Origin of the sequence: Pedobacter miscanthi (assembly GCF_003315595.1) — a bacterium.
Taxonomy (GTDB): Bacteria; Bacteroidota; Bacteroidia; order Sphingobacteriales; family Sphingobacteriaceae; genus Pedobacter; species Pedobacter miscanthi.
Window position 1 is genome coordinate 77,850 of record NZ_QNQU01000002.1, and the last position, 22,296, is coordinate 100,145.

Annotated in this window: 17 protein-coding genes; 9 read left to right on the forward strand and 8 right to left on the reverse strand. The window is 39.3% G+C overall.

Features of this window, described 5'->3' with window-relative positions; all coding sequences use genetic code 11:
• The first annotated feature begins 139 nt into the window (after positions 1-139).
• Positions 140-544, forward strand: coding sequence for a hypothetical protein (locus DRW42_RS02390; protein ID WP_113947249.1), 405 nt, complete (start codon positions 140-142; stop codon positions 542-544).
• 315 nt (positions 545-859) lie between these two features.
• On the opposite strand, the gene DRW42_RS02395 is transcribed toward DRW42_RS02390, so the two are convergent.
• Positions 860-1,282, reverse strand: coding sequence for a nuclear transport factor 2 family protein (locus DRW42_RS02395; RefSeq protein WP_113947250.1), 423 nt, complete (start codon positions 1,280-1,282; stop codon positions 860-862).
• Between the two features lie 213 nt (positions 1,283-1,495).
• On the opposite strand from DRW42_RS02395, the gene DRW42_RS02400 reads away from it, so the two are divergent.
• From DRW42_RS02400 to pbpC, 3 genes are all read left to right on the forward strand, one after another.
• Positions 1,496-7,093, forward strand: coding sequence for an alpha-2-macroglobulin family protein (locus DRW42_RS02400; protein WP_113947251.1), 5,598 nt, complete (start codon positions 1,496-1,498; stop codon positions 7,091-7,093).
• Between the two features lie 204 nt (positions 7,094-7,297).
• Entirely contained in the window at positions 7,298-7,852 is a 555-nt protein-coding gene (locus DRW42_RS02405; RefSeq protein ID WP_113947252.1) for an REP-associated tyrosine transposase, read from the forward strand.
• Positions 7,853-8,067: 215 nt separating this feature from the next.
• Positions 8,068-10,440 carry a penicillin-binding protein 1C gene (gene pbpC, locus DRW42_RS02410; protein WP_113947253.1) on the forward strand — a complete coding sequence of 791 codons (2,373 nt, stop codon included), beginning with the start codon at positions 8,068-8,070 and terminating at the stop codon, positions 10,438-10,440.
• A gap of 351 nt (positions 10,441-10,791) precedes the next feature.
• Here the strand turns inward: pbpC and DRW42_RS02415 are convergent, their stop codons facing one another.
• Complete coding sequence (locus DRW42_RS02415) at positions 10,792-11,484, reverse strand: lysoplasmalogenase (protein WP_113947254.1); 693 nt, start codon at positions 11,482-11,484, stop codon at positions 10,792-10,794.
• On the reverse strand, positions 11,474-12,691 hold the full coding sequence (locus DRW42_RS02420) for a sterol desaturase family protein (RefSeq protein ID WP_113947255.1): 1,218 nt from the start codon (positions 12,689-12,691) through the stop codon (positions 11,474-11,476). Before DRW42_RS02420 ends, DRW42_RS02415 begins: the two co-directional genes overlap by 11 nt.
• A gap of 194 nt (positions 12,692-12,885) precedes the next feature.
• On the opposite strand from DRW42_RS02420, the gene DRW42_RS02425 reads away from it, so the two are divergent.
• A complete protein-coding gene (locus DRW42_RS02425) occupies positions 12,886-13,236 on the forward strand; it encodes a single stranded DNA-binding domain-containing protein (RefSeq protein WP_113947256.1) in 351 nt (116 codons plus the stop codon).
• A 399-nt stretch (positions 13,237-13,635) separates the two neighbouring features.
• Here DRW42_RS02425 and DRW42_RS02430 read toward each other — a convergent pair whose 3' ends face one another.
• Genes DRW42_RS02430 through DRW42_RS02440 form a run of 3 tightly spaced genes read right to left on the reverse strand, consistent with a single transcriptional unit; the run spans position 13,636 to position 15,224 of the window.
• Positions 13,636-14,166 carry a metalloprotease family protein gene (locus DRW42_RS02430; RefSeq protein ID WP_208643479.1) on the reverse strand — a complete coding sequence of 177 codons (531 nt, stop codon included), beginning with the start codon at positions 14,164-14,166 and terminating at the stop codon, positions 13,636-13,638.
• A gap of 15 nt (positions 14,167-14,181) precedes the next feature.
• Positions 14,182-14,490, reverse strand: a complete 309-nt coding sequence (locus tag DRW42_RS02435) for a tetratricopeptide repeat protein (protein WP_113947258.1) — start codon at positions 14,488-14,490, stop codon at positions 14,182-14,184.
• Positions 14,436-15,224 carry a hypothetical protein gene (locus DRW42_RS02440; protein WP_113947259.1) on the reverse strand — a complete coding sequence of 263 codons (789 nt, stop codon included), beginning with the start codon at positions 15,222-15,224 and terminating at the stop codon, positions 14,436-14,438. Before DRW42_RS02440 ends, DRW42_RS02435 begins: the two co-directional genes overlap by 55 nt.
• 132 nt (positions 15,225-15,356) lie before the next feature.
• On the opposite strand from DRW42_RS02440, the gene DRW42_RS02445 reads away from it, so the two are divergent.
• On the forward strand, positions 15,357-15,998 hold the full coding sequence (locus DRW42_RS02445; protein WP_113947260.1) for a phosphatase PAP2 family protein: 642 nt from the start codon (positions 15,357-15,359) through the stop codon (positions 15,996-15,998).
• Here the strand turns inward: DRW42_RS02445 and DRW42_RS02450 are convergent.
• Complete coding sequence (locus tag DRW42_RS02450; protein WP_113947261.1) at positions 15,995-16,603, reverse strand: Crp/Fnr family transcriptional regulator; 609 nt, start codon at positions 16,601-16,603, stop codon at positions 15,995-15,997. The two genes, DRW42_RS02445 and DRW42_RS02450, sit on opposite strands and share 4 nt — an antisense overlap.
• Positions 16,604-16,816: 213 nt before the next feature.
• On the opposite strand from DRW42_RS02450, the gene DRW42_RS02455 reads away from it, so the two are divergent.
• Positions 16,817-17,482: an HAD family hydrolase gene (locus tag DRW42_RS02455; RefSeq protein WP_113947490.1), complete on the forward strand. Its 666-nt coding sequence runs from the start codon at positions 16,817-16,819 to the stop codon at positions 17,480-17,482.
• Between the two features lie 70 nt (positions 17,483-17,552).
• Here DRW42_RS02455 and DRW42_RS02460 read toward each other — a convergent pair whose 3' ends face one another.
• Positions 17,553-18,725, reverse strand: coding sequence for an aldose epimerase family protein (locus DRW42_RS02460; RefSeq protein WP_113947262.1), 1,173 nt, complete (start codon positions 18,723-18,725; stop codon positions 17,553-17,555).
• A 297-nt stretch (positions 18,726-19,022) separates the two neighbouring features.
• Here DRW42_RS02460 and DRW42_RS02465 point away from each other — a divergent pair, with 297 nt between their 5' ends.
• Both DRW42_RS02465 and mgrA read left to right on the forward strand, forming a co-directional pair.
• Positions 19,023-21,020: a beta-L-arabinofuranosidase domain-containing protein gene (locus DRW42_RS02465; protein ID WP_113947263.1), complete on the forward strand. Its 1,998-nt coding sequence runs from the start codon at positions 19,023-19,025 to the stop codon at positions 21,018-21,020.
• A gap of 66 nt (positions 21,021-21,086) precedes the next feature.
• Positions 21,087-22,076, forward strand: coding sequence for an L-glyceraldehyde 3-phosphate reductase (gene mgrA / locus DRW42_RS02470; RefSeq protein WP_113947264.1), 990 nt, complete (start codon positions 21,087-21,089; stop codon positions 22,074-22,076).
• The last annotated feature ends 220 nt before the right edge of the window (positions 22,077-22,296 follow it).

Consider the following 22,296-nt stretch of genomic DNA (forward strand, 5'->3'; position numbering starts at 1 on the left):
GGTAGGATAATAATGATATCATTCAAAATTCTTTAATTTATATACATATTATTGAGCATGGCACAATTATTCAATAATCTATCATTCAAAATTCAATAATTTACATAATACAATTAACCAGTTTAAACAGTTAACCCACTTGAAATCAGATTTACCAGAAAATACAGTTGAAGATATTGCGATGGCCGTAGTATTGATGGGCGAAACACCAGAGGTAAAAAGCTGGACGGTTTATCTTGTTAATTTAAAAAATGAGCCGATTACCAACGTTTTGATCAGCTCTAAAGGTTATGGCGAAAAAGATGGCAAACAGGTAAAAACTTCAGTTCTGCGCCATTTTGTTGGCGATATGGAAGCCAATTCTTTTGCCGGAGTGGAAGCCATTGACCCGGAGGTTTTTGGTTTAACTAACGAGTACTGGCTAAGCTACTACATTGGCACTACCATTTACGACAAAAAATTTATTTTCCTGCCAGAAAGCATTATCGATTCTAACCTGATCAAAATCCCATTGGTGAACAGACCTGGGGTGATGATAAAATAGTCGGAAGTCTTGAGTCCTAAGTCCAGAGTCGAGCTCACCTATAAAAGACTTTTTTCAATTTTAGTCCGAAAGATTTATCAATACAGATTAATTTTTCATACAGCTCAATCGATGCGGCTGTCATGCTGTCCCGAATTTTCAGGATCAGCATCTTTCCTGCTAGATAGACCCTGAAATAAATTCAGGGTGACGACTATAAGCTAGAAATCTTTGCAGGAGACTTTTTAAGGCACCATAATTATCAAACTTAGTTTAGTGCTCTCGCTATTTCTGCATCCAAAACTGAAAACTCCCAACTGTAAACTCCAAACTTGATTAAGGCACCTTAACCGCCTGTCTGCCAAGCAATTTCCAGCCTGATTTTTCTTTACTCCAGATCAAGAGAATATATAGTTTTACATTTCCGGGAACGTTTTTATCATGTGTTTTTGCGCTCAGGATATGTCGCACCAAAGCTGTTTTATTCTGGATGATAACAGTTTGATCTGTTAAATTGATATCTACAAAATCAGATTCGCCAGAAAGTAAAGAGTGTAAAAATTCCTGTTTAGTCTGGATTTTTCCGCTCGAATGGCCGTAACTTAAATTATGGAGTACAATTTTATCAAGGGCTAGGCTATCGGGTGTAACCATCAGTTTGGTTAATCTATTTACCGCATCTTCTACTTCGGCTTTCTGCGCAAAACAAAAATGTGTAGAAATTAATAAACACGAAAAAATTAAGAGTTTCTTGATCATATCTGGTTATATAGGGTTGATGTTGTAAACTTATCCAAAAGCCATCAAAAGAGCAACATATTCGCTTTAATTTTCAACATTATTTCTTTTAACGTCCATTTTAGTTAATTTTCAGTAGGAATATGGGGTTTGCGATTTAAACAGGCTAATTACGGCATAGCAATTGCTCCAACCGCAACATTATATTTCCATTTATCTTAACGAATTTCATCCATGGAACAACCATCTACCTACAAATCATCCTCCAAAAAGAAATTTATTTTTATCGGTTTGCTTGCTGTTTCCATAGCGGCAATTGTATTCATTTATTTTAACCATAAGAAGAAAAACCACGAGGAAAACCAGGCTTATGCAAAATATATCGAAGCGTATACCTCTGGTACCATTTCGAAAAAGAGTTTTATCCGTGTGCACCTGGCCAATGCAGCTACAGGCATGCAGGATTTAGGCAAGGCAGATTCGCGCGAGCTTTTCGACTTCTCCCCTTCCATTTCGGGAAAAACTTACTGGATTGATCCGCAAACGGTAGAATTCAGACCTGATGAAAACCTGAAACCTGGTAAAAATTACGAAGCTACTTTTAAGCTTTCAGAAGTTTCTGCAACCGAAAAAGGTCTCGAAGATTTCGATTTCGAGTTTAAAGTGATTACTCCGGGCATTATGTTAACCCAAAATGGCCTGGTTTCGCAGAATAATACTTCACTCGATTACATGAAACTAAGCGGAGAAGTAGCAACGGCCGATGTAGAAGAGGCCGCTAAAATAGAGAAAACACTTTCACTGGATTTCGACCAGAAATTAAAAGTTAAATGGCAGCACGATCCGGCAAAAAATAGCTCAAAATTTACCATAGATAGTATTAAAAAGACTGGTAACGACCAAAATTTAAAAATAGAATGGGATGGTGATGCGATTGATGCCGACCAGAAAGGTGAAGTCGAAGTCCGCGTTCCAGCTATCAATAAATTCGAAGTACTGGACATAAAAGCCATTCAGGGCGAAGAAGATTATGCCCTGGTTCAATTTTCGGAGCCAATTGGTGTAGGACAGGATTTAACCGGAATGATTACGCTGGGTAATTTAAGCGATGTAAGATACACCATTGATGCCAGCCAGGTTAAAATTTATGCCCCTGAAGAGTTAAAAGGCGATTATGCTTTGAGCGTAAATGCCGGAGTAGAGAATATTAATGCAAAAACATTAACCAGCGGAAAAGTTGCCAATCTTGTTTTTGAAGATAAAATCCCATCCGTTACCATTGCTGGTAATGGTACTATTTTGCCCAATTCGGGAAAACTTGTTTTACCTTTCGAGGCCATTAACTTAAAAGCGGTTGACGTTACTGTAATCAAAATTTATGAAAATAATATTCCGCAGTTTTTCCAGACTAACAGCTACAAAGACGGAAATGAGTTGCGCAGAGTAGCAAAACCTATTTTACAGAAAACCGTTCGATTAGATGAAGATAAAGCATTAAATCTTCACAAAAAGAACCGTTTTACGCTCGATCTGGATAAAATGATCCGCACCGAACCGGGCGCCATGTATCGTGTTACCATTGCTTTCAGACAAGAATACAACGCTTACAATTGCAAGGCTGCTTCGGGTGAAGAAAATGCAGATGGTACTGGTGAGGAAAGCGAATATGGAGAATATGATGGTTATGGTGAAAAAATTGATGAAGATGATGATTTCTGGCAGCGTTACAACAATTATTATCCCTCGAATTACAGATGGAGTGATAAAAATAATCCTTGTACCCCTTCATTTTATACCAACGAGCGCTGGGCAAGCAGGAACTTAATTGCTTCGAATATTGGTTTGGTAGCCAAACGTGGAAATGATAATTCTATGCTGATTGTGGCAACTGATCTGCTTACTGCCAAGCCATTGAGCGGGGTAAACCTCGAATTGATGGATTACCAGAAACAGATCATTTTCAGTACCAAAACAGATGGAGATGGTTTTGCAAAATTTGACCTTAAACGTCAGCCTTTCCTATTAATTGCTAAAAATGGTTCAGAACGTGGCTATCTTAAATTAGATGATGGTGGTTCACTTCCGTTAAGCCGTTTTGATGTTGGTGGCGATGTGGTACAAAGTGGTTTAAAAGGTTTTATTTACGGCGAACGTGGTGTTTGGCGCCCGGGTGATAGTTTATTTGTTTCTTTCGTTCTGGAAGATAAACTTAAAAAATTACCCGCCAATTATCCGGTAACCATGGAATTTTATAATCCAAAAGGCCAGCTGTATAAACGCCTGATTAACGGTAAACCTGTAAATGGATTTTACACCTTTAAAACAGCTACAGAAACTACTGCTCCTACCGGCAACTGGATGGCAAAAGTGAAAGCCGGTGGCGCGACGTTTACCAAAACTTTGAAAATTGAAACGGTAATGCCAAACCGTTTAAAAATTGATTTCAACATTGGCAACAGAGCATATTTAAGCACAGGCACTTCTGCCGCTACTTTATCGGCAAAATGGTTATTTGGCGCGGTTGCACAAAACCTGAAAGCGAAAGTTGACGTAAACCTGAATACCACTGAAACTAAATTTAAGGGTTTTGAAGGTTATAGTTTTGATAATCCAACCGTAAATTTCGAATCGCAGGTAAAAACCATTTTCGAGGGTATTTTAAACCAGAATGGTACGGCGCAGATCAATACCAATTTAAACGAAAACAATACGGCTCCTGGCGTATTAAGGGCCAACTTCACTACAAAAGTTTTCGAACCCGGAGGTAATTTCAGTATAGATAATTTTAGTATCCCTTACCATGTGTACAGCAGTTACCTGGGTATCCGTCCGGAAAAAGGAGACCGTTTGAGCGGCATGCTGGTTACCGGAAAGGATCATAAAATCGAAATTGTTAATGTAAATACAGATGGAAAATTATTGAGCGGAACCAAAACCGTTACGGTAGAATTATATAAAACACAGTGGCGCTGGTGGTGGGAACAAGACGACCAGTACACTTACGCTAATTTTACCCAAAACCAGTATAACAAACTGGTAGAAAGCCATCAGGTAAACCTGTTTAACGGAAAAGGAAGCTGGAATTTGCGTGTAAATGAACCAGAATGGGGACGTTATTTAATTTTGGTACGTGATGCAAATGGTGGCCATGTTACCGGTAAATCAGTTTATGTAGATTGGCCTGGCTGGGCACAGCGCGAGCAGGGCAGCAACCCTACAGAGGCTTCGATGCTTTCGTTTACCGCCAATAAAGAGAAATTTACCGTTGGTGAAGATATCACTTTAACCATCCCAACCGGTAAAAACGGCAGGGCTTTAATTTCTATCGAAAACGGAAGTCGTGTATTAAAAACTTTCTGGATTGATACTAAAGCCGGACAAACACAGTATTCGTTTAAGGCCGAAAAAGAAATGGCTCCTAACGTGTTTGCCAACATCACTTTATTACAGCCACACGCACAAACGGTTAACGATTTACCGATCAGGATGTATGGTGCTATTCCACTTTCGGTAGAAGATCCTCAAACCATCCTTAAACCGACCATTAAAATGGCCGATAAAATTAAACCTGAAACAGAAAATACCATTACTGTTGGGGAGCAGAATGGTAAAGCCATGACTTATACCATTGCATTGGTTGATGAAGGTTTATTGGATTTAACCCGTTTTAAAACACCTGATCCGCACGGCGCATTTTATGCACGCGAAGGTTTGGGCGTAAAAACATGGGATTTATTTGATTATGTATTAGGTGCATGGGGTGGAAATTTAGAGCGTATTTTAAGCATCGGTGGTGATGGCAGCATCAACAAAAACCTCAATCCTGCTAAAGCGAACCGTTTTAAAGCAGTGGTTAAATTTATGGGGCCATTTACCATCGGTAAGGGCGAAAGTAAGACACACAAGTTCAAATTACCACAATACATCGGTGCCGTGAGGGCCATGGTAGTTGCCGGCCAGGATGCAGCTTATGGTTTTGCAGAAAAATCAGTTCAGGTAAAAAAACCGTTAATGGTGCTGGCTACCCTGCCAAGGGTAATTGGTCCTGGCGAGAGTTTTACGCTTCCAGTTACTGTTTTTGCAACAGAAAATAACCTTAAAAATGTATCAGTACAGCTTCAGGCCAGCAATTTAATTGTTCAGGGAACAAACAAACAGCAGCTTTATTATAAACAAACTGGCGAGCAGATGACCACTTTCGAGGTTAAAGCACCAAATAACGTGGGGATTGCCAAAGTAAAGGTAATTGCTCAGAGCGGTGCCGAAAAAACAGTGTACGATGTAGAAATGGATATCCGAAATCCAAACCCTTATATAACCAATGTAGTTTCGGCAACGGTACAGCCCCATACCAAATGGGCGTTAAATTACTTGCCGATCGGAATGACAGGTACAAACTCCGGTTCATTAGAAGTTTCCTCTATCCCGGCCATCAACCTGGGTAAACGATTGACTTACCTGATCCAGTATCCACATGGTTGTATTGAACAAACCACTTCGGGCATTTTTCCTCAACTATTTCTGGATCGCTTGAGTCCGTTAAATGAGCAGCAAAAAGCTACAACGGAGAAAAACATTAAAGCAGGAATAAACAGGCTTAAAGGTTTCCAGACTACCGAAGGTGGTTTATCGTACTGGCCGGGTGAAGGAAATGCTGATGAATGGGGAAGTAATTATGCGGGGCATTTCTTAGTTGAAGCACAGAATGCGGGTTATACCTTACCAGTTGGCCTTTTAGATGAACTTTTACGTTATCAAAAAACAAAAGCTACGAACTGGGCGCCAAACAGCAATAATTTTTATGGCGGCGACCTTTCGCAAGCCTACCGTTTATATATGCTCGCATTGGCCAAAAAACCGGAAATGGCAGCCATGAACCGCTTAAAAGCATTCGAATATATTTCAGTCGCCGCAAAATGGCGATTGGCAGCGGCTTATAAACTTGCCGGACAAAACGATGTTGCCCAGAATATGATCAGAGGATTGGATACTTCTATTCAGCCTTACAAACAACTGGGCGGCACCTATGGGTCTGATGTTCGTGATCAAGCCATGATTTTGGAAACCCTTACACTACTGGGTCAGAAAGCTAAGGCAGCCAGTTTATTACAGCCACTAGCAGCTAAGCTTGGTGAAAACACGTGGTACAGCACACAAACTACCGCTTATAGTTTGCTGGCTATTGCGAAATTCTGCGGAACAAACCAATCGGCCAATAAATTACAGTACCAATATGTACTTGATGGAAAAACTGCGCCGGTAAACTCAAACCAGTACCTCAATAGTACGCCTGTAACCTTTAAAGGTAACACGGCATCGGTTACCAATAACGGCAGCAATGTATTGTTTGTTCGTTTGGTTTTAGAAGGACAGCCAATTGCAGGTCAGAATAATTTCTTGCCTAACCGACCTGAGGTTTTGGATATGAATGTGATTTACAAACGTTTAAACGGAAAAGTTTTAGACCCAACTACTTTAAAACAGGGAACTGATTTTTATGCTGAGGTTACGGTGAAAAATCCCGGCCGGATGGGTTATTATGAACAAATGGCGTTAACACAGATTTTTCCTTCGGGCTGGGAAATTATTAATACCCGTGTTAACGACAATCAAAGTATACTGGCCTCCTCTCCTTTTACCTATCAGGATATCAGGGATGACCGCGTTTTCACCTATTTTAATGTAAGGGAAGGCGAAAGTCTGGTGTACAAAATATTGCTTAATGCTTCGTACCTGGGTAAATATTATTTATCGGCCGTTCAATGCGAAGCGATGTATAACAATGATATTTCAGCTACCCAGCCAGGTAAATGGGTACAGGTGGTGAAGTAGACTCTTACTTAAACCTCCCAGGTTCCAAGAGTACTGGTCGTAGCGTCTCGCTACGACCTATATATAAATTGACTTTTCTAGTTGTAGCGTCTCGCTATGACCTATAAATAAATTAGGATTGACTAGGAAGCAAAGAAATAATTTTATGTCTCAGCGAGACGCTAAGACTAGAGATCGAGATGGTAAAACCGGAACTTAAAAAAAATGGGAAGAAAGTATAGATTTCATGATAATTCCAATCTTTACTTTGTTACGTTCACCGTTGTTGATTGGATAGACGTGTTTATAAGACAAGAATACGTGGATATTATTTATGACAGTTTGAAATATTGCCAAAAAGAAAAAGGATTAGATCTATATGCCTATTGCATCATGACAAATCACATTCATTTAATTATTGGAACCGAAAATGGAGTATTATCTGATATTGTAAGAGATTTCAAGAGTTTTACATCAAGACATATCAGGAAAGCTATTGAAAATAGTACAATTGAAAGTCGAAAATCATGGATGTTAAAAACCATGAAAGATTTTGGAATTAAAAATGGAAGAAATAAGGACTTTCAATTTTGGCAGCAACACAACCATCCCATAGAATTAGATACAAATGAATTTTTAGACCAGCGTTTAAATTACATCCACCAAAACCCTGTAAAGGCTGGCTTTGTGGAGAATGAGGAAGATTGGATTAATAGTAGTGCTGCTGGCGATTATTATCAAATTAGGAAGGGACAAGTTGAAGTTATTATTATCGAATGAATAAATATTATTAAACTACTCTAGTTGTAGCGTCTCGCTACGACCGCAATAAATAAATAACATTAAACAAGTCTGGTCGTAGCGTCTCGCTACGACCTATAAATAAATTAGTATTAAGTAATTTCAGGTCTCAACGAGACGCTAAGACCAGGAATTCAAAAATAAAACAAATAAATGTCGTAGCGAGACGCTACGACTAGAGATACCAAAAACAAATGAACAAAACCCCAAAAGCATTCCTCATTTCCGATCTGATTTGTTTTGCCTTGCTTTTGGCATTTCTACTTTCATTACCCTCAAAACTTTTCAAAACACCTACCTCCTACGTTATCGAAGCCAGCAATGGTAATTTATTAAGTGCTGCAATTGCCAGCGACGGACAGTGGCGCTTCCCTGTCGCCGATAGTGTTCCGGTAAAATTTAAGGATTGCATCATTGCTTTTGAAGATAAAAGATTCTATAACCATTTTGGCGTAGATATTTTAGCCATGAGCAGGGCCATGCGTCAAAACTGGCGGGCTAAAAGTGTGGTGAGCGGAGGCAGTACCTTAACTATGCAGGTAATCCGACTATCGCGAAAACAGGATCGTACATTATGGCAAAAACTCCTGGAAGTTATTTTGGCCTTCCGTTTGGAAATTAAATATTCGAAAGAAGAAATTTTAGGTTTATATGCGGCCAACGCGCCCTTTGGAAGCAATGTTGTAGGTTTGGAGGCTGCCAGCTGGCGTTATTACGGTCGCGACGCAAAAAACCTTTCGTGGGGCGAAATGGCTACTTTAGCGGTGCTTCCCAACAGCCCATCTTTGGTTCACCCGGGTAAAAATTCCACCAGACTGATCAAAAAAAGGAACGATTTATTGGATAAACTTGCTCAGCTTAAATACATTGATCAGGCAACGGCCAATTTATCAAAATTAGAGCCTGTTCCGGGCAAACCGATGGCCTTACCGCAAAATGCACCACACTTATTAAACCGTTTTAAAGCCGAACAGAAAAGCCTGGATATAAAATCGACCAGGATTACCTCTACTTTAGACGAAAACATCCAGCTAAAGGTAAATGCCATATTAAAGCGCTATAATAACCGCTATCGCGCCAACGACATTAATAACATTTCGGCACTGATACTAGATGCACGTACAGGTAAGGTGGTGAGTTATGTAGGAAATATCTATCAGCCCGAAAATGTTGATCTGCAAAGTCATGTAGATATGATTAAAGCAGCCCGCAGTCCTGGCAGTACATTAAAGCCTTTGTTATATGCCAGTATGATGAACGATGGTTTTATATTGCCCCACACCTTAATTCCTGATATTCCGACACAAATTGCCGGTTATTCGCCACAAAACTACGACTTGGGTTATGATGGTGCCATTGCAGCAGATAAAGCCTTAAGCCGCTCGCTAAATATACCTGCTGTAAAAATGCTGCAGCAATACAAGTACGAACGTTTTTACGATAAACTCAAAAAACTTGGCATCAGCGCATTAAATCAGCCAGCCGACCATTATGGTTTATCTTTAATTTTAGGTGGCAGCGAAGTAACCATGTGGGATCTGGCCAATACCTATATGGGCATGGTACGCACTTTAAACCATTTCAACACCTATAAAGGCCTTTACGATCCTGAAGATTATAAAGCGGCCACTTATTACAATCGCGAAGAAAGAGACGAAAAAGATTATCAGCGGAACTCGTTTTTAGATCATGGTGCAATATGGGCCACCTTTAATGCTATGGAAGAAGTGATGCGGCCGGGAGATGAAGGTTTGTGGGAACAGTTTTCTTCATCGCAAAGGGTAGCCTGGAAAACCGGAACCAGCTTTGGTTTCCGTGATGCATGGGCAGTAGGCTTAACTCCAAATTATGTGGTATGTGTTTGGGTAGGTAATGCCGATGGCGAAGGAAGACCTGGTTTAGTGGGAATTGAAGCAGCGGCACCCGTATTATTCGATATTTTTAGGTTATTGCCTAACGGGAAATGGTTCGAAACCCCTGTTACTAAACTCAAAAAGCTCAAAATATGCAAACAAAGTGGTTACAAAGCGGGAGAATACTGTACTGATGTGGTAGAAGAGCTGGTTCCGGTTTCAGGAGAAAAAACTGTCGTTTGTCCTTATCATAAATTGGTTCATTTGGATAAAACCGGTGCTTACAGGGTTACCGATCAGTGCGAAAGTGTAACCAATATGCAACATAAAAGCTGGTTCATTTTACCACCGGCAATGGAATATTACTACAAAATTAAAAACAGCGATTATAAAAACCTCCCTCCTTTTAAAGAAGGTTGCAACCCTGCAGGCGGAAATAGCGTAATGGAAGTAATTTATCCTAAAAATAACGCTATAGTGTATATTCCATTGGAACTTGATGGTACAAGAGGTAAAATTGTAGTCAATGCTGCACATCGAAATTCCAGCTCAAAAATATACTGGCACATTGATAACGAATATGTGGCCACCACCACTAATTTTCATCAGCTGGCCATTAGTCCGCCGCCTGGCAAACATACTTTAACACTTGTTGATGAAAATGGTGAACGCCTGGTACAAACTTTTACCGTATTGGACAAAGAGAAGAAATAGGTTTACCGGTTAGCTGCAACTAACAGATTTACAGGAATTTTCACCATGTAAATCATAATGCGAACATTATTCGTTTGTATATAAGAGGATAATTCCTGACAGGCATTAAATTGTTTCCCGACATAACGCGTCCTCTTATGCACTACCCAAACCGAAATAAACCTGATGAAGTGGAAATCCTTTTTAATTTGCAACGATCATAACGCGTAATGCTGAGGCACGAAGCAGCTGTAACCGATACGCTTCCTCCTTATTCAAAGCACTAACAGCACCTGATTAAAAAGATTGGAACGATGGCAGGACTACCCTGACCCATTACCACCGTACCTTGCTTTTCTAATAAAGAAAATGTTATACCTCCGTTTTGGTTACCACAAGTTTTCGCTCAATAGTACCATAAACAATTAAATACTGGGCTATCATATAACTAGCCATAATTAAAGCACCACTTTGCAGAATAGGTTGGGCAAATTTACTAACTGCTAAAACACTATCAGACAGCAAGAAAAACAACGCGCCATAAAGTATTAGTTTAAAACTGAAAATATTCACCTTTCCATAACGGTTTACTGCCATCAGGGCCATTACGCAGATGATTATAGCATACATTAATACAGGAAATTGCATAGGGCCGAGATGTGGTTGCAGGTAAAAGAACAAACCTGAACAAAAAATGGCAAAAGCGCCCACTGCCCATAGAAAATAGGGTGTTTTATGACTTGGATTGGATTTATGATCGAGTGTAAAAGCCCTGATGTAAAAAATATGGCATATTAAAAATGCAAGAAGTCCGAAGATAAAATAAGTAGTTCTTCCATTTTGCAGCATCAGCAATATATCTCCTGCCCATGCGAAAATCAGGCCTGTAAAAATCCGCTTATGGAAACGTCCTTTCAGGTTGGAACCCACATAAAGCCATACCAAAAGCACCACAACAATTAAAGGTTTAGAGAAATAACGGAGTTGTATATTATTGGTATATTCTGCATACAGCTGAACAATAAATACCAGAAAAAACATAAAGGAATATAGTTTAGTCTTCATCAGGATTGGGATTTGCCTTTTGCAAATTAAAGAACCAAATTACGGATATTAACTGGATTGCTGCAAAAATTACCTGATATCCTACCGGGATTTTCAAAATAATAATTAACAACAGGCCAAAAAATAACCTGAAATATTCAAACTTTATCTGCCATGTTTTCTGCTCTAACAAAGCACCACAGGTGATTAGCGTGAGTATAGTGAAAAAGGAACCACAGATCAATGCTAGAATATCCATTTTATGGTAGGAGAACAATATAACCGAACCGGCAAGCAGTGCAACCAGAAACTGCACCAACACATATCCCGTTAATTTAGAATGATATACGGGATTGTATTTCTGATAGGTTAACGGATTAATTTCGGGTGCAGATTGAAAACCACCCAAATGCGCGGGGAACCAACCCGGAGGTTTGATAAAAACCTTGATTTTATCGCTCAGTTTGGGTGATTGCCTGGCGGTTTTTACCAGATCGTCCCAATAGTGAAGGTTTGCCCAAACCGGGTTCCAGCTGGCCAGTGGCTTTGTAATACCATAATAAACTTCTTCCTCTTCTTTTTGGAAAGTACCAAAAATGCGGTCCCAGATGATTAAGGTACCGGCATGGTTTTTATCGATGTATTTAGGATTGGAGCCGTGGTGTACACGGTGATGCGATGGTGTATTCAATATATATTCCAGAAAGCCCATATTTTTAACCGCCCGGGTATGGATCCAAAACTGGTAGAGTGTGTTAAATGAACTCAGGGTTAAAAACATAATCGGATCAAACCCAACAAAAGCCAATGGCAGGTAAAACACCCAGCTAAACCAGCCCTGAAACCAGCTTTGACGCAGCGCTACCGTTAAATTATATTCTTCACTCTGGTGGTGTACAATATGTGCGGCCCATAAAGCATTTACCTGATGACTCATCCGGTGGAACCAGTAATAGAAGAAATCGACACCAATAAATAAAAGAATCCAGATCCAGATGGTTTTGGGCAGCTCGAACAAACGCCAGTGCTCAAAAATGTATTTATAACCAAAAAACAGGGCTGTTTTCATAAAAATGCCGGTAAGCTGCTGCCCTATCCCCTGGCTTAAATTGGCAATACTATCGTTAAGCCGGTAATAATTTAACTTTTTATAGAAATTATATGCCAGTTCAATCCCGATCAGGATAAAAAATACGGGTACAGATAAAGCAATGTAATCTACTTTCATACTGGCTCAAAATATTTGGTTGGCATTATTTCATACAATTTATAAAATATTCCCCTCAGGAGAAAATCTTCAAGATGTAATATTTGTGCGTGTTTTGATTTTGTTATTGATTTCTGTCAAATTCGCCTTAACTTTGGCTGCTAAACAAATTGATCAGGGCATTTTGCCCGGTTATAATGATTCATCCCATCAACATGAAAAAATTATCCCTCCTTCTGTTTTTACTGGCCACAGCATTTTATGCAAAAAGCCAAACTTTGGTACTGGCTAAAGATGCCGGCCAGTATGTTGGTAAAAATGTAACCATCTGCGATTCGGTTTACAGTACGAAGGGCCTGGATAAGTTAACGCTGATCAATTTAGGTGGTGCTTACCCAAAAGAACTGATTACGGTAGTAATTAATAAGGAAGATGAAAGTAAGTTTCCATCAGAACCCGCCAGCATGTTTATGGGAAACAAAATCTGTGTTACAGGAATTGTAAGCGAGTTTAAAGGTAAAACCCAGATTGTGGTAACCGATCCGAAGCAGATTGTTGTAAAGTAATCATTTAACCCTTTAAAGTTAGTTTAAAACTACACCAATCGGCCACTTTTCCATATTCTTTTTTATATCATACTCAAAACGTAAGCAATTAATGTTTTCGTTTAACTGCCCGTTGGGCTGAAAAAATAAAAAACCTAGGCTTCCCCTCATTTTAAGGAGGTAGGCTTCGGTTTGAGCGTTAAGAAAAGTTATTATTTTGGAAAAAATGTCAGTGAAGTAGTGCCTCTTCAGTCGGCAGGAACTTAATCATGCCAACCTCGTAAGCATAGATATCCTTATTATCTGATTCGAAGATTCAAAATCCTTTTAATATTTCATAATTCATTATACATATAGGCATATTTCCTTGATGAATCGTTTTATTTCCTTGATGAATATTTCTCAGTACTGTAGTTTTTATTACACCAAAAATTTAATAATCAGATAAGGTAAACCTAAAGCTACGGCTCCGCCATAAATGATATCGAGCCAAAAGAAAGATCCCAATGCTCCTGCGTAGATAAAACCCACTATGGGCGTAACTACAATTTTAGACAGCCATGATGTTGTGTTAGATTTCACGACCGCATTCCACAGCACATTTGCATCTCCTGTACTCGGAAAAGCATGTGCCCCTATCGAAATGGCGAGGTACATCAGCAAATAATCCAAAACATTAGCCGAATCGAATTTAAACTGCAGCGAAGCAGAAAAACCGATGATAAAACACAACAGCGAGTTCACAATAAACGGACCTACCGAAATGAATACCGTTTGATAAACCTTTGAGGTGGGTTCGTGGATGACGTAACCAACCGGATTTTCAGTCCTGAAATAACAAACTTCAAACACGGGCACTTTAAATAACCTGCAAAAAAGCTGGTGGGCAAGCTCGTGTACAATTACGCCCGGAAACGTGGCAATACTGATAAAAATACCTGGAATAAACATGATGTGATTTTCTGATTATCTGTAAATTTCTGAACCTGTTATAATTGGTGATAAACGTTTTGATATCGTACTATCACCGGATTTTGTTTCGTGTGCTCTTATCCTGGCCAAACTTGCGAGGCTTTCTTTTTTTCTACCGGCAAAATAATCTACCATGGCTTTTGCTTCCATGGCGCTATCATCATCCGGATTGAGGGCCAGGGCCTGTGAAACAAATACAGCAGCTTCCTTATCATGTTTGCGCTTAAGCTCAATTCTGGCTTTTTGCGCTAAAACATAAATATCTTCGGCGTTAAATGCCAGTAAACGATCGCATATTGCCAAAGCTTCATCATATTTGCCGTATTTCTTTTAACGGCAGTAAGTAAGCTCAATGCCTGATAAAAATTCGGATCTGTAGCCAATACCTTGTTTACAATGCCTTCTACATGGTCATAATCTTTTGTTTCATATAAAAAATTGGCGATATGAACTTTTAATACAATTTCATCTGTGCTGTCTACCATAGCCAATAATTTTACCTTATCATTTGCAACGGCAACAATACGCTTATACATCAACGTGTCTTTAGGGAATACCTGACTTATATAATCCGACGCAGTATTTACAGTGTTGAATAAGTCCTGATCATCGGTTTTTACATCTGCAATCTTTGCATAGGCAATCTGGTATGCCTGAAAATCGAAAGTATAGGCACTTGCAACCATCATATACGCATTGGCATTAAAATCAGCCGGAAACTTATTGAGTACTAAAGCAAGCTCGCGTTTTGCCGTTAAAAAATGTTTTTGATCAATGGCATTTTCGGCTTTCCCCAGGTGGATGGCTGCAGAGATATACTGTTGTGTACGCACCAGGCTGATAACCATCACCGTCAGGATACCCAGCGCGAAAAACCTGATCCATTTTGGAATGGGGAATTTAATTAGCTTTTTTCTACAATCAGAACATAAATTTACGGCGTGCCCGGGTTCATAAATGTTTAATTGACAGTTGGCGCACAAGCTTTCGTTAAAATTGCTTTCTGACGCACTTTCAGTCGGGTGATTTTCCTGCATGTGAGATTCGTTAAAGAAATAAAGATAATATTTTCTAACTGTTTTGACTATTGCAGCACATCAAATTTCAAAAAGCTTTGTTTTTTTGAATCTATTGCCATAAAATTCATAGTTTTGACTTTTAACCTGCCTATGCCTGCTATACTAAAACGAAATACGTTAATTTTTATCCTCCTTTTACTTATTGCTGCCTTTACAGGATTAAGCTTTTTCATTGCCCAGCATCCCATATTAGCTTTTGATATCAAAACATCACTGTTTATACAACAATACCATGCCGATTGGCTGGATAAAGTAATGCTGGCGATCAGCTTTTTCGGAGAACTGCCTTTTTCGCTGCTATCTGTGGTAATTGTTGCGGCTATTTTCTACTGGCAGAAATATAAACGCGAAGGCATATTTATTTCAACTGTTTTATTATCAGGTTTAATTATCCTAGGCATAAAGAATATCATTAACCGACCCAGACCAACTGCATTTTATGTTCGTTTGGTTGAGGTAAACCGTTTTCAGAGTTACCCAAGCGGACACGTACTCTCTTATACCCTGTTTTTTGGATTTCTTATTATTTTAATGAATCATCTGAAAGATATACCTAAAATTACCAGAAATATCATTTCCTTTTTATCAGCGTTTCTGGTGATTACGATTGCGCCATCCAGGATATATTTGGGCGCACACTGGTTTACTGATACGGTAGGTGGCTTTTTATTGGGATTGATCTGCCTTTTTCCGCTTTGTTATTTTTATTTTAAAAAAGCGGTTAAGCCTTAATCTTTCCCTTCCTGTTTTTCTTTCTTTCTAATCCTGCTCAGCGTTTCTATCCTGATCCCTAAATAACTTGCCAGGTATTTTAAGGGTACCCTGTGTTGCATTGTAGGGTGTCCATTTTTAAATTGACGGTAACGGGCTTCGGCAGAAGGTATCCTGGATAAAACAGACCGTTCCTGCGATATATGGTAATTTATGGCCAGAATTTTTCTGGCAAGTATATTGGTTTCTGGAAACTGCTCATATAACGCATCAATAAAACGATAAGGCAGGATCAGCAGCTCTGAATCTTCCAATGCCTGGAATTTCTCTTCGTAGGTGGGTTTAAGCATTGCCGGATTCCGGATGCTTCCGATTAAGTGGTCCTCATCTGTTAGCCAGGCCGTAATATCTTTTCCTTCATCTACAATATAACTACGCAGCAGGCCCTTTGTCACAAAAAACAGATAATCTCCGTTTAATTGATCAACGCATGGAAGAATATCGTTTTTCCGCACAGAAACTTTAAATGTTTCTGCTTTTATACGCGCAGCAACCTGATCACTAAGCGGCTGTAAATGTTTTAAATATTCGATTAGACGATCACTCTCGTGCTTTTCAGCAGTCATAATATTAGGTTGCGATTAAAAATGTAATCTATAACTTGTATGCGGCATTTCAAATACCCAAACGGTTCATCCGATAATAAATTACAATCTAAGCTAAATTTATTTTCCGTCGCTTTTTTGTTTCATTATTTATGGAACAATATAAATGTTAAATTTTGGAATGGTGACCGTATTTTAACATGACGATTGGAAAAATCTGATAATTTTGCGGGCATGACAAACGATAAACCCAAAGCTTTTCTTTTCGATCTCAATGGTACCATGATTAACGACATGGCTTTTCATAACCACGCATGGCATAATATCCTTACTCAGGATTTAGGTGCAAATATCAGCTTCGAAGCAGTAAAAAAACAGATGTACGGTAAAAACCAGGATCTTTTGGAACGTGTTTTCGGTGTTGGTCATTTCACACAGGAGCAGATTGATCAAATCTCTATCGAAAAAGAGCACAGGTACCAGGCTGCATACAAAAAACATTTAACACTGATTGCCGGTTTGGGCGATTTTTTAGAAAAGGCAAAACAAACGGGTATACAAATGGCTATAGGATCGGCAGCGATTCCTTTTAATATTAATTTCGTACTCGATAATTTAAATATCCGCCATTATTTTAAAACCATAGTAAGTGCCGATGATGTGGTAAACAGTAAACCCGATCCTGAAACCTTTACCAAAGGCGCTCAGATTTTAGGCGTAAATGCCAGCAATTGTATCGTTTTTGAAGATGCCCCAAAAGGTGTTGAAGCGGCACAAAATGCCGGGATGAAATGCGTAGCACTCACCACCATGCATACAAAAGAAGAATTTACGGCATATAACAACATTATTGCCTTTATTGAAGATTATACCGACCCTATTTTGCAGGATCTTTTTTAAACAGATACGGCCTGTGTTGCCACAAGCCGTATACATGTTATCATCAAAGATGTAGGGATTACCAAATTAATTATTTGGTAAATTTGTAGATAGAACTTGTTTTATATAACTGCCCCGGTTTTAATACTGTTGAAGGGAACGCAGGCTGATTTGGAGAATCGGGAAAGTGCTGTGTTTCCATGGCAATGGCCGTTCTGAAATCATCTTTTGCGCCAGATTTAAAAGTATTTTTGCTTTGCATAAAGTTACCGCTATAAAACTGTAAACCAGGCTCCTGCGTGTAAATATCCATCACCACACCCGATTTATCGCCTTTAACAGTTGCCGCGTGGAACATGCCCATAGCCTTTGTTTTATTCAAAACATAATTATGATCGTAGCCCTTACCAAAAGTTAACTGTTCGTTTTTATCGTTAATACGTGCACCTATTGTAGTTGCTTTTGTAAAATCAAAAGGTGTACCGGCAACTTTTTCGATTTTTCCGGTTGGGATCAAAGTCGAATCTACAGGCGTATAACCATCCGCATAAATCTGAACCTCATGGTTTAAAATGGTGCCGCTTCCATCGCCGTTTAAGTTAAAAAAGGCATGGTTGGTTAAATTAACAACTGTGGTTTTATCTGTTTTGGCCTCATAATCCATTTTCAGTTCATTGTCATCCGTTAACGTATAGGTTACCTTAACATCTAAGTTTCCTGGGAAATTTTCATCTCCGTCTTTCGATAAATAATGTAGCACCAACGTACTGGCATTTGGCTGGGTAGCATCCCAAACCACATATTGATAGCCTTTTTTACCGCCATGTAATGTATTCTGCCCGTTATTGGTAAACAGCGAATAGGTTTTACCCTCTAAAGTAAATTTCCCTTTAGCTATGCGGTTGCCATAACGACCAATGGTTGCACCAAAATAAGGCTCTGTTGATTTTTCATAATCGCTTACACTTTTAAAACCTACCACTACATCAACCAGTTTCCCGTCTTTATTTGGCACCAGTAAACTCACCAAACGTCCGCCGTAATTGGTAAAAATTGCTTCAGCGTTATTTTTGTTTTTTAAGGTGTATAAAGCAGTTTGTTTACCGTCAATTTCTTTCTTAAAAGAATCGGCAACTAATGTTACTACTGCTGAAGAATCGCTTTTCAAACTATCCGTTGATGAAGTTTTTTTGGATTCAGACTGGCATGATGCTAACCCGATTGCAGCCAGAACGCCGAGGCCCGCTAATGATTTTAATTTCATAAAATGGAATACTTGGTTTAGAATTTTATTTGAGTTTTTAAATATAAGTATATCACTTAACTTTACAAATAAAACGTTTTAGATGATTGTGAAGGCATCTGTTTTTAAAAATTTCAATACAAATAACATCTATGAGACGATTTGTAGAAACAATGATAACAAAACGTAGAACAACTAAAAACTGTATACAAATTGTTACCTCCCATTACAGTTCTTAAATAAAAAGAAATAAGGTTTCTAAAACCTGACTTCTTTGGATATAACCAAAAACCTGAACCATAAAACAAACCTGACCGAATGAACCTTAAACATTTACTCAAAATTATTCTGCTCTGTGTGGGCAGCACAAGTTTTGCACAGGCACAGCAAGTCGCCTTACGACAAAACCCTTATCTCGAATTACCTTTGGGTGCGATTAAAGCCCAAGGCTGGCTGAAAGAAATGCTCATCAGACAAAAAACCGGTGCAACAGGTAATCTTGATAAACTCTATCCTTCGGTAATGGGACAGCGCAATGGCTGGCTGGGTGGCGACGGCGATCAATGGGAACGGGGACCCTACTGGGTAGACGGGCTTTTACCTCTCGCTTACATTTTAGATGACAAAGAATTAATTGCCAAAACCAAACCCTGGGTAGAATGGGCCATAAAAAGTCAACAACCCGACGGGTATTTCGGTCCGATTAAAGATTACGGTCCGGAAGCCGGTTTACAACGCGATAACAGCAGAGACTGGTGGCCAAAAATGGTGATGTTAAAGATCTTAAAACAGTATTATTCGGCAACAAATGATAAAAGGGTCATTACCCTGATGACCAATTATTTTAAATACCAGTTAAAAGAACTTCCCGCAAAGCCCTTAGATTATTGGTCGTTTTGGGCCAGGTACCGTGCAGGAGATAACCTGGCAGTGGTTTATTGGCTTTACAATAAAACCGGAGACCAGTTTTTACTGGAACTTGCCGATCTGATCCATAAACAGACTTTCGATTTTACCAATGCCTTTAAGGATGGTGATATGCTTACAAAATTTGGCAGTATTCATGCAGTTAACCTTGCTCAGGGTATGAAAGAACCTTTAGTTTACTATCAGCAGCATCCTGATCAAAAATATGTGGATGCGCTTAAAAAAGGCTTTAAGGATTTAGATAAATACAATGGTTTTGCCAATGGCATGTTTGGAGGAGATGAATCGTTACATGGCAATAACCCTACTCAGGGATCAGAACTTTGTACAGCCGTAGAAATGATGTTTACCCTCGAAAATGCTTTGGAAATTACAGGCGATCTGGATTATGCCGATCGTTTGGAAAAAATAGCATTTAACACCCTGCCCGCACAAAGTTCTGATGATTACCTGAAACGTCAGTATTTTCAGCAGGCAAATCAGGTGATGATCAGCAGGCAAATGCATAATTTTGATGTAAACCACCATGGTACCGATTTATGTTACGGCCTGCTTTCGGGTTATCCCTGCTGTACCTCTAACATGCACCAGGGCTGGCCAAAATTTACGCAAAACCTCTGGTATGCCACTGCCGATAAAGGCGTGGCCGCTTTGGTATATTCGCCAAGCGAAGTAAAACTTAAAGTAAAGGATGATAAAGAAATTATAATCAGAGAAGAAACCAATTATCCCTTTGAAGAATCGATCAGGTTTTCATTAACCTTAGACAAAAAATCAAAAACAGTAAATTTTCCTTTTCATTTAAGGATCCCATCGTGGTGCACAGAAGCAACCATCAGAATTAACGGCAATGTTTTGCAAAACGCAAAGGGAAACCAGGTAATTAAAATAAACCGCGACTGGAAATCGGGCGATGTGGTAGAGCTGGCTTTGCCAATGCATATTTTTAAGAATAACTGGTTCGAAAATGCTGTTTCGGTTGAGCGCGGGCCGATTACCTATGCACTTAAAATCGGAGAAGAGGTAAAAACCATCACGAACACTAAAGACCCTATTGATTATGGCGATACTTTTGATGAGATTCATCCCACCACACCATGGAATTATGCTATTTTTAATATTCCCTCGGATAAACTGGCAGAAAATTTTACCGTTGAGAAAATTGCCGGCACCAATAATTACCCATGGAACCTTGAAAATGCGCCAATCCGGATCAAAACCAAGGCAAAACGCATCCCTTCATGGAAACTGTATAACGAAATGGCAGGACCTATCCCCTATAGTATGATTTATCAGTTTGAAACGGCTAGAGAGGCTGAAGAAATCACACTGGTTCCATACGGATCAACACGGTTAAGGATTTCACAGTTTCCGCAGGTGGCGAGATAATAAATACGTCCATATTGATAATAATCCGCCAAAACTGATTATTATTGCGCCAATCAAATCCAAAATATGAATCACAACATATCAGCAGATCGTTACGATAAAATGTTATACCGCCGCTGTGGTAAAAGCGGACTTAAATTACCGGCCATATCATTGGGCCTGTGGCATAACTTCGGACATGTTAATGTTTTCGAAAATAGCAAAAACTTAATTTATACGGCCTTTAACAATGGCATTACACACTTCGATTTAGCCAATAATTATGGTCCGCCCCCGGGATCGGCCGAAGAGGTTTTCGGAAAAATCCTCCACGAAGATTTTAAAGGCTACCGCGATGAGATGATTATTTCGAGCAAAGCCGGATACACCATGTGGGATGGTCCTTATGGCGATTGGGGATCAAAAAAATACCTGGTATCCAGTTTAGATCAAAGTTTAAAACGCATGAAACTGGATTATGTGGATATTTTTTATCACCACCGTCCGGATCCTGAAACCCCGCTTGAAGAAACTATGGATACCCTGAGTTTAATGGTTCAGCAAGGCAAGGCTCTATATGTAGGTATTTCAAATTATCAGGCAGAAGAAGCTGCAAAAGCGATTAAAATTTTAAAAGATAACGGAACGCCATGTCTAATCCATCAGCCTAAATACTCCATGTTCGAGCGTTGGGTAGAAGGTGGTTTGCTTGATGTTTTAGAAGAAAATGGAGTGGGTTGTATTCCGTTTTCTCCGCTGGCGCAGGGATTGCTCACCGATAAATACCTCCACGGAATACCGGCTGATTCGAGAGTGGCAACAAGTGGTGTTTTTTTGAATGAAAGTAACATTACGCCTGAGAAAATCGAAGTAATCAGCAAATTAAACGAAGTTGCCAAATCACGCGGACAGAAGCTGGCGCACATGGCTTTATCATGGATTTTAAAGGATAGCCGTATTACTTCAGTATTGATAGGTGCCAGTAAACTAGAGCAGATAACTGATTCAATTAAAGCTTTAGATAATATTACTTTTAGTGAGGCTGAAATAAAACTAATTGATGAGATATTAGGTTAAGTGAAACCGAGAGATCTATGGAGCATATCTTCCATAGATTTCTCCACTACGGTCGAAATGATGGATTTCTTTTAAACCATTATCCCGATCCGAATCTATTGTATGAAACGTCCCGAGTATTAGGGAGAGAGATCTATGGAGCATATCTTCATAGATTTCTCCACTACGGTCGAAATGAAGGACCTTTTTTCGTTTCAGCTTTCAAAACCAAATCAGCTTA

Excerpts from the sequence above, each read along its gene's own strand:
- DRW42_RS02395 (WP_113947250.1), bottom strand. The coding sequence starts at position 1,282 with ATGATCAAGAAACTCTTAATTTTTTCGTGTTTATTAATTTCTACACAT.
- DRW42_RS02400 (WP_113947251.1), top strand. The coding sequence starts at position 1,496 with ATGGAACAACCATCTACCTACAAATCATCCTCCAAAAAGAAATTTATT.
- DRW42_RS02405 (WP_113947252.1), top strand. The coding sequence starts at position 7,298 with ATGGGAAGAAAGTATAGATTTCATGATAATTCCAATCTTTACTTTGTT.
- pbpC (WP_113947253.1), top strand. The coding sequence starts at position 8,068 with ATGAACAAAACCCCAAAAGCATTCCTCATTTCCGATCTGATTTGTTTT.
- DRW42_RS02415 (WP_113947254.1), bottom strand. The coding sequence starts at position 11,484 with ATGAAGACTAAACTATATTCCTTTATGTTTTTTCTGGTATTTATTGTT.
- DRW42_RS02420 (WP_113947255.1), bottom strand. The coding sequence starts at position 12,691 with ATGAAAGTAGATTACATTGCTTTATCTGTACCCGTATTTTTTATCCTG.
- DRW42_RS02425 (WP_113947256.1), top strand. The coding sequence starts at position 12,886 with ATGAAAAAATTATCCCTCCTTCTGTTTTTACTGGCCACAGCATTTTAT.
- DRW42_RS02430 (WP_208643479.1), bottom strand. The coding sequence starts at position 14,166 with ATGTTTATTCCAGGTATTTTTATCAGTATTGCCACGTTTCCGGGCGTA.
- DRW42_RS02440 (WP_113947259.1), bottom strand. The coding sequence starts at position 15,224 with ATGCAGGAAAATCACCCGACTGAAAGTGCGTCAGAAAGCAATTTTAAC.
- DRW42_RS02445 (WP_113947260.1), top strand. The coding sequence starts at position 15,357 with ATGCCTGCTATACTAAAACGAAATACGTTAATTTTTATCCTCCTTTTA.
- DRW42_RS02450 (WP_113947261.1), bottom strand. The coding sequence starts at position 16,603 with ATGACTGCTGAAAAGCACGAGAGTGATCGTCTAATCGAATATTTAAAA.
- DRW42_RS02455 (WP_113947490.1), top strand. The coding sequence starts at position 16,817 with ATGACAAACGATAAACCCAAAGCTTTTCTTTTCGATCTCAATGGTACC.
- DRW42_RS02460 (WP_113947262.1), bottom strand. The coding sequence starts at position 18,725 with ATGAAATTAAAATCATTAGCGGGCCTCGGCGTTCTGGCTGCAATCGGG.
- DRW42_RS02465 (WP_113947263.1), top strand. The coding sequence starts at position 19,023 with ATGAACCTTAAACATTTACTCAAAATTATTCTGCTCTGTGTGGGCAGC.
- mgrA (WP_113947264.1), top strand. The coding sequence starts at position 21,087 with ATGAATCACAACATATCAGCAGATCGTTACGATAAAATGTTATACCGC.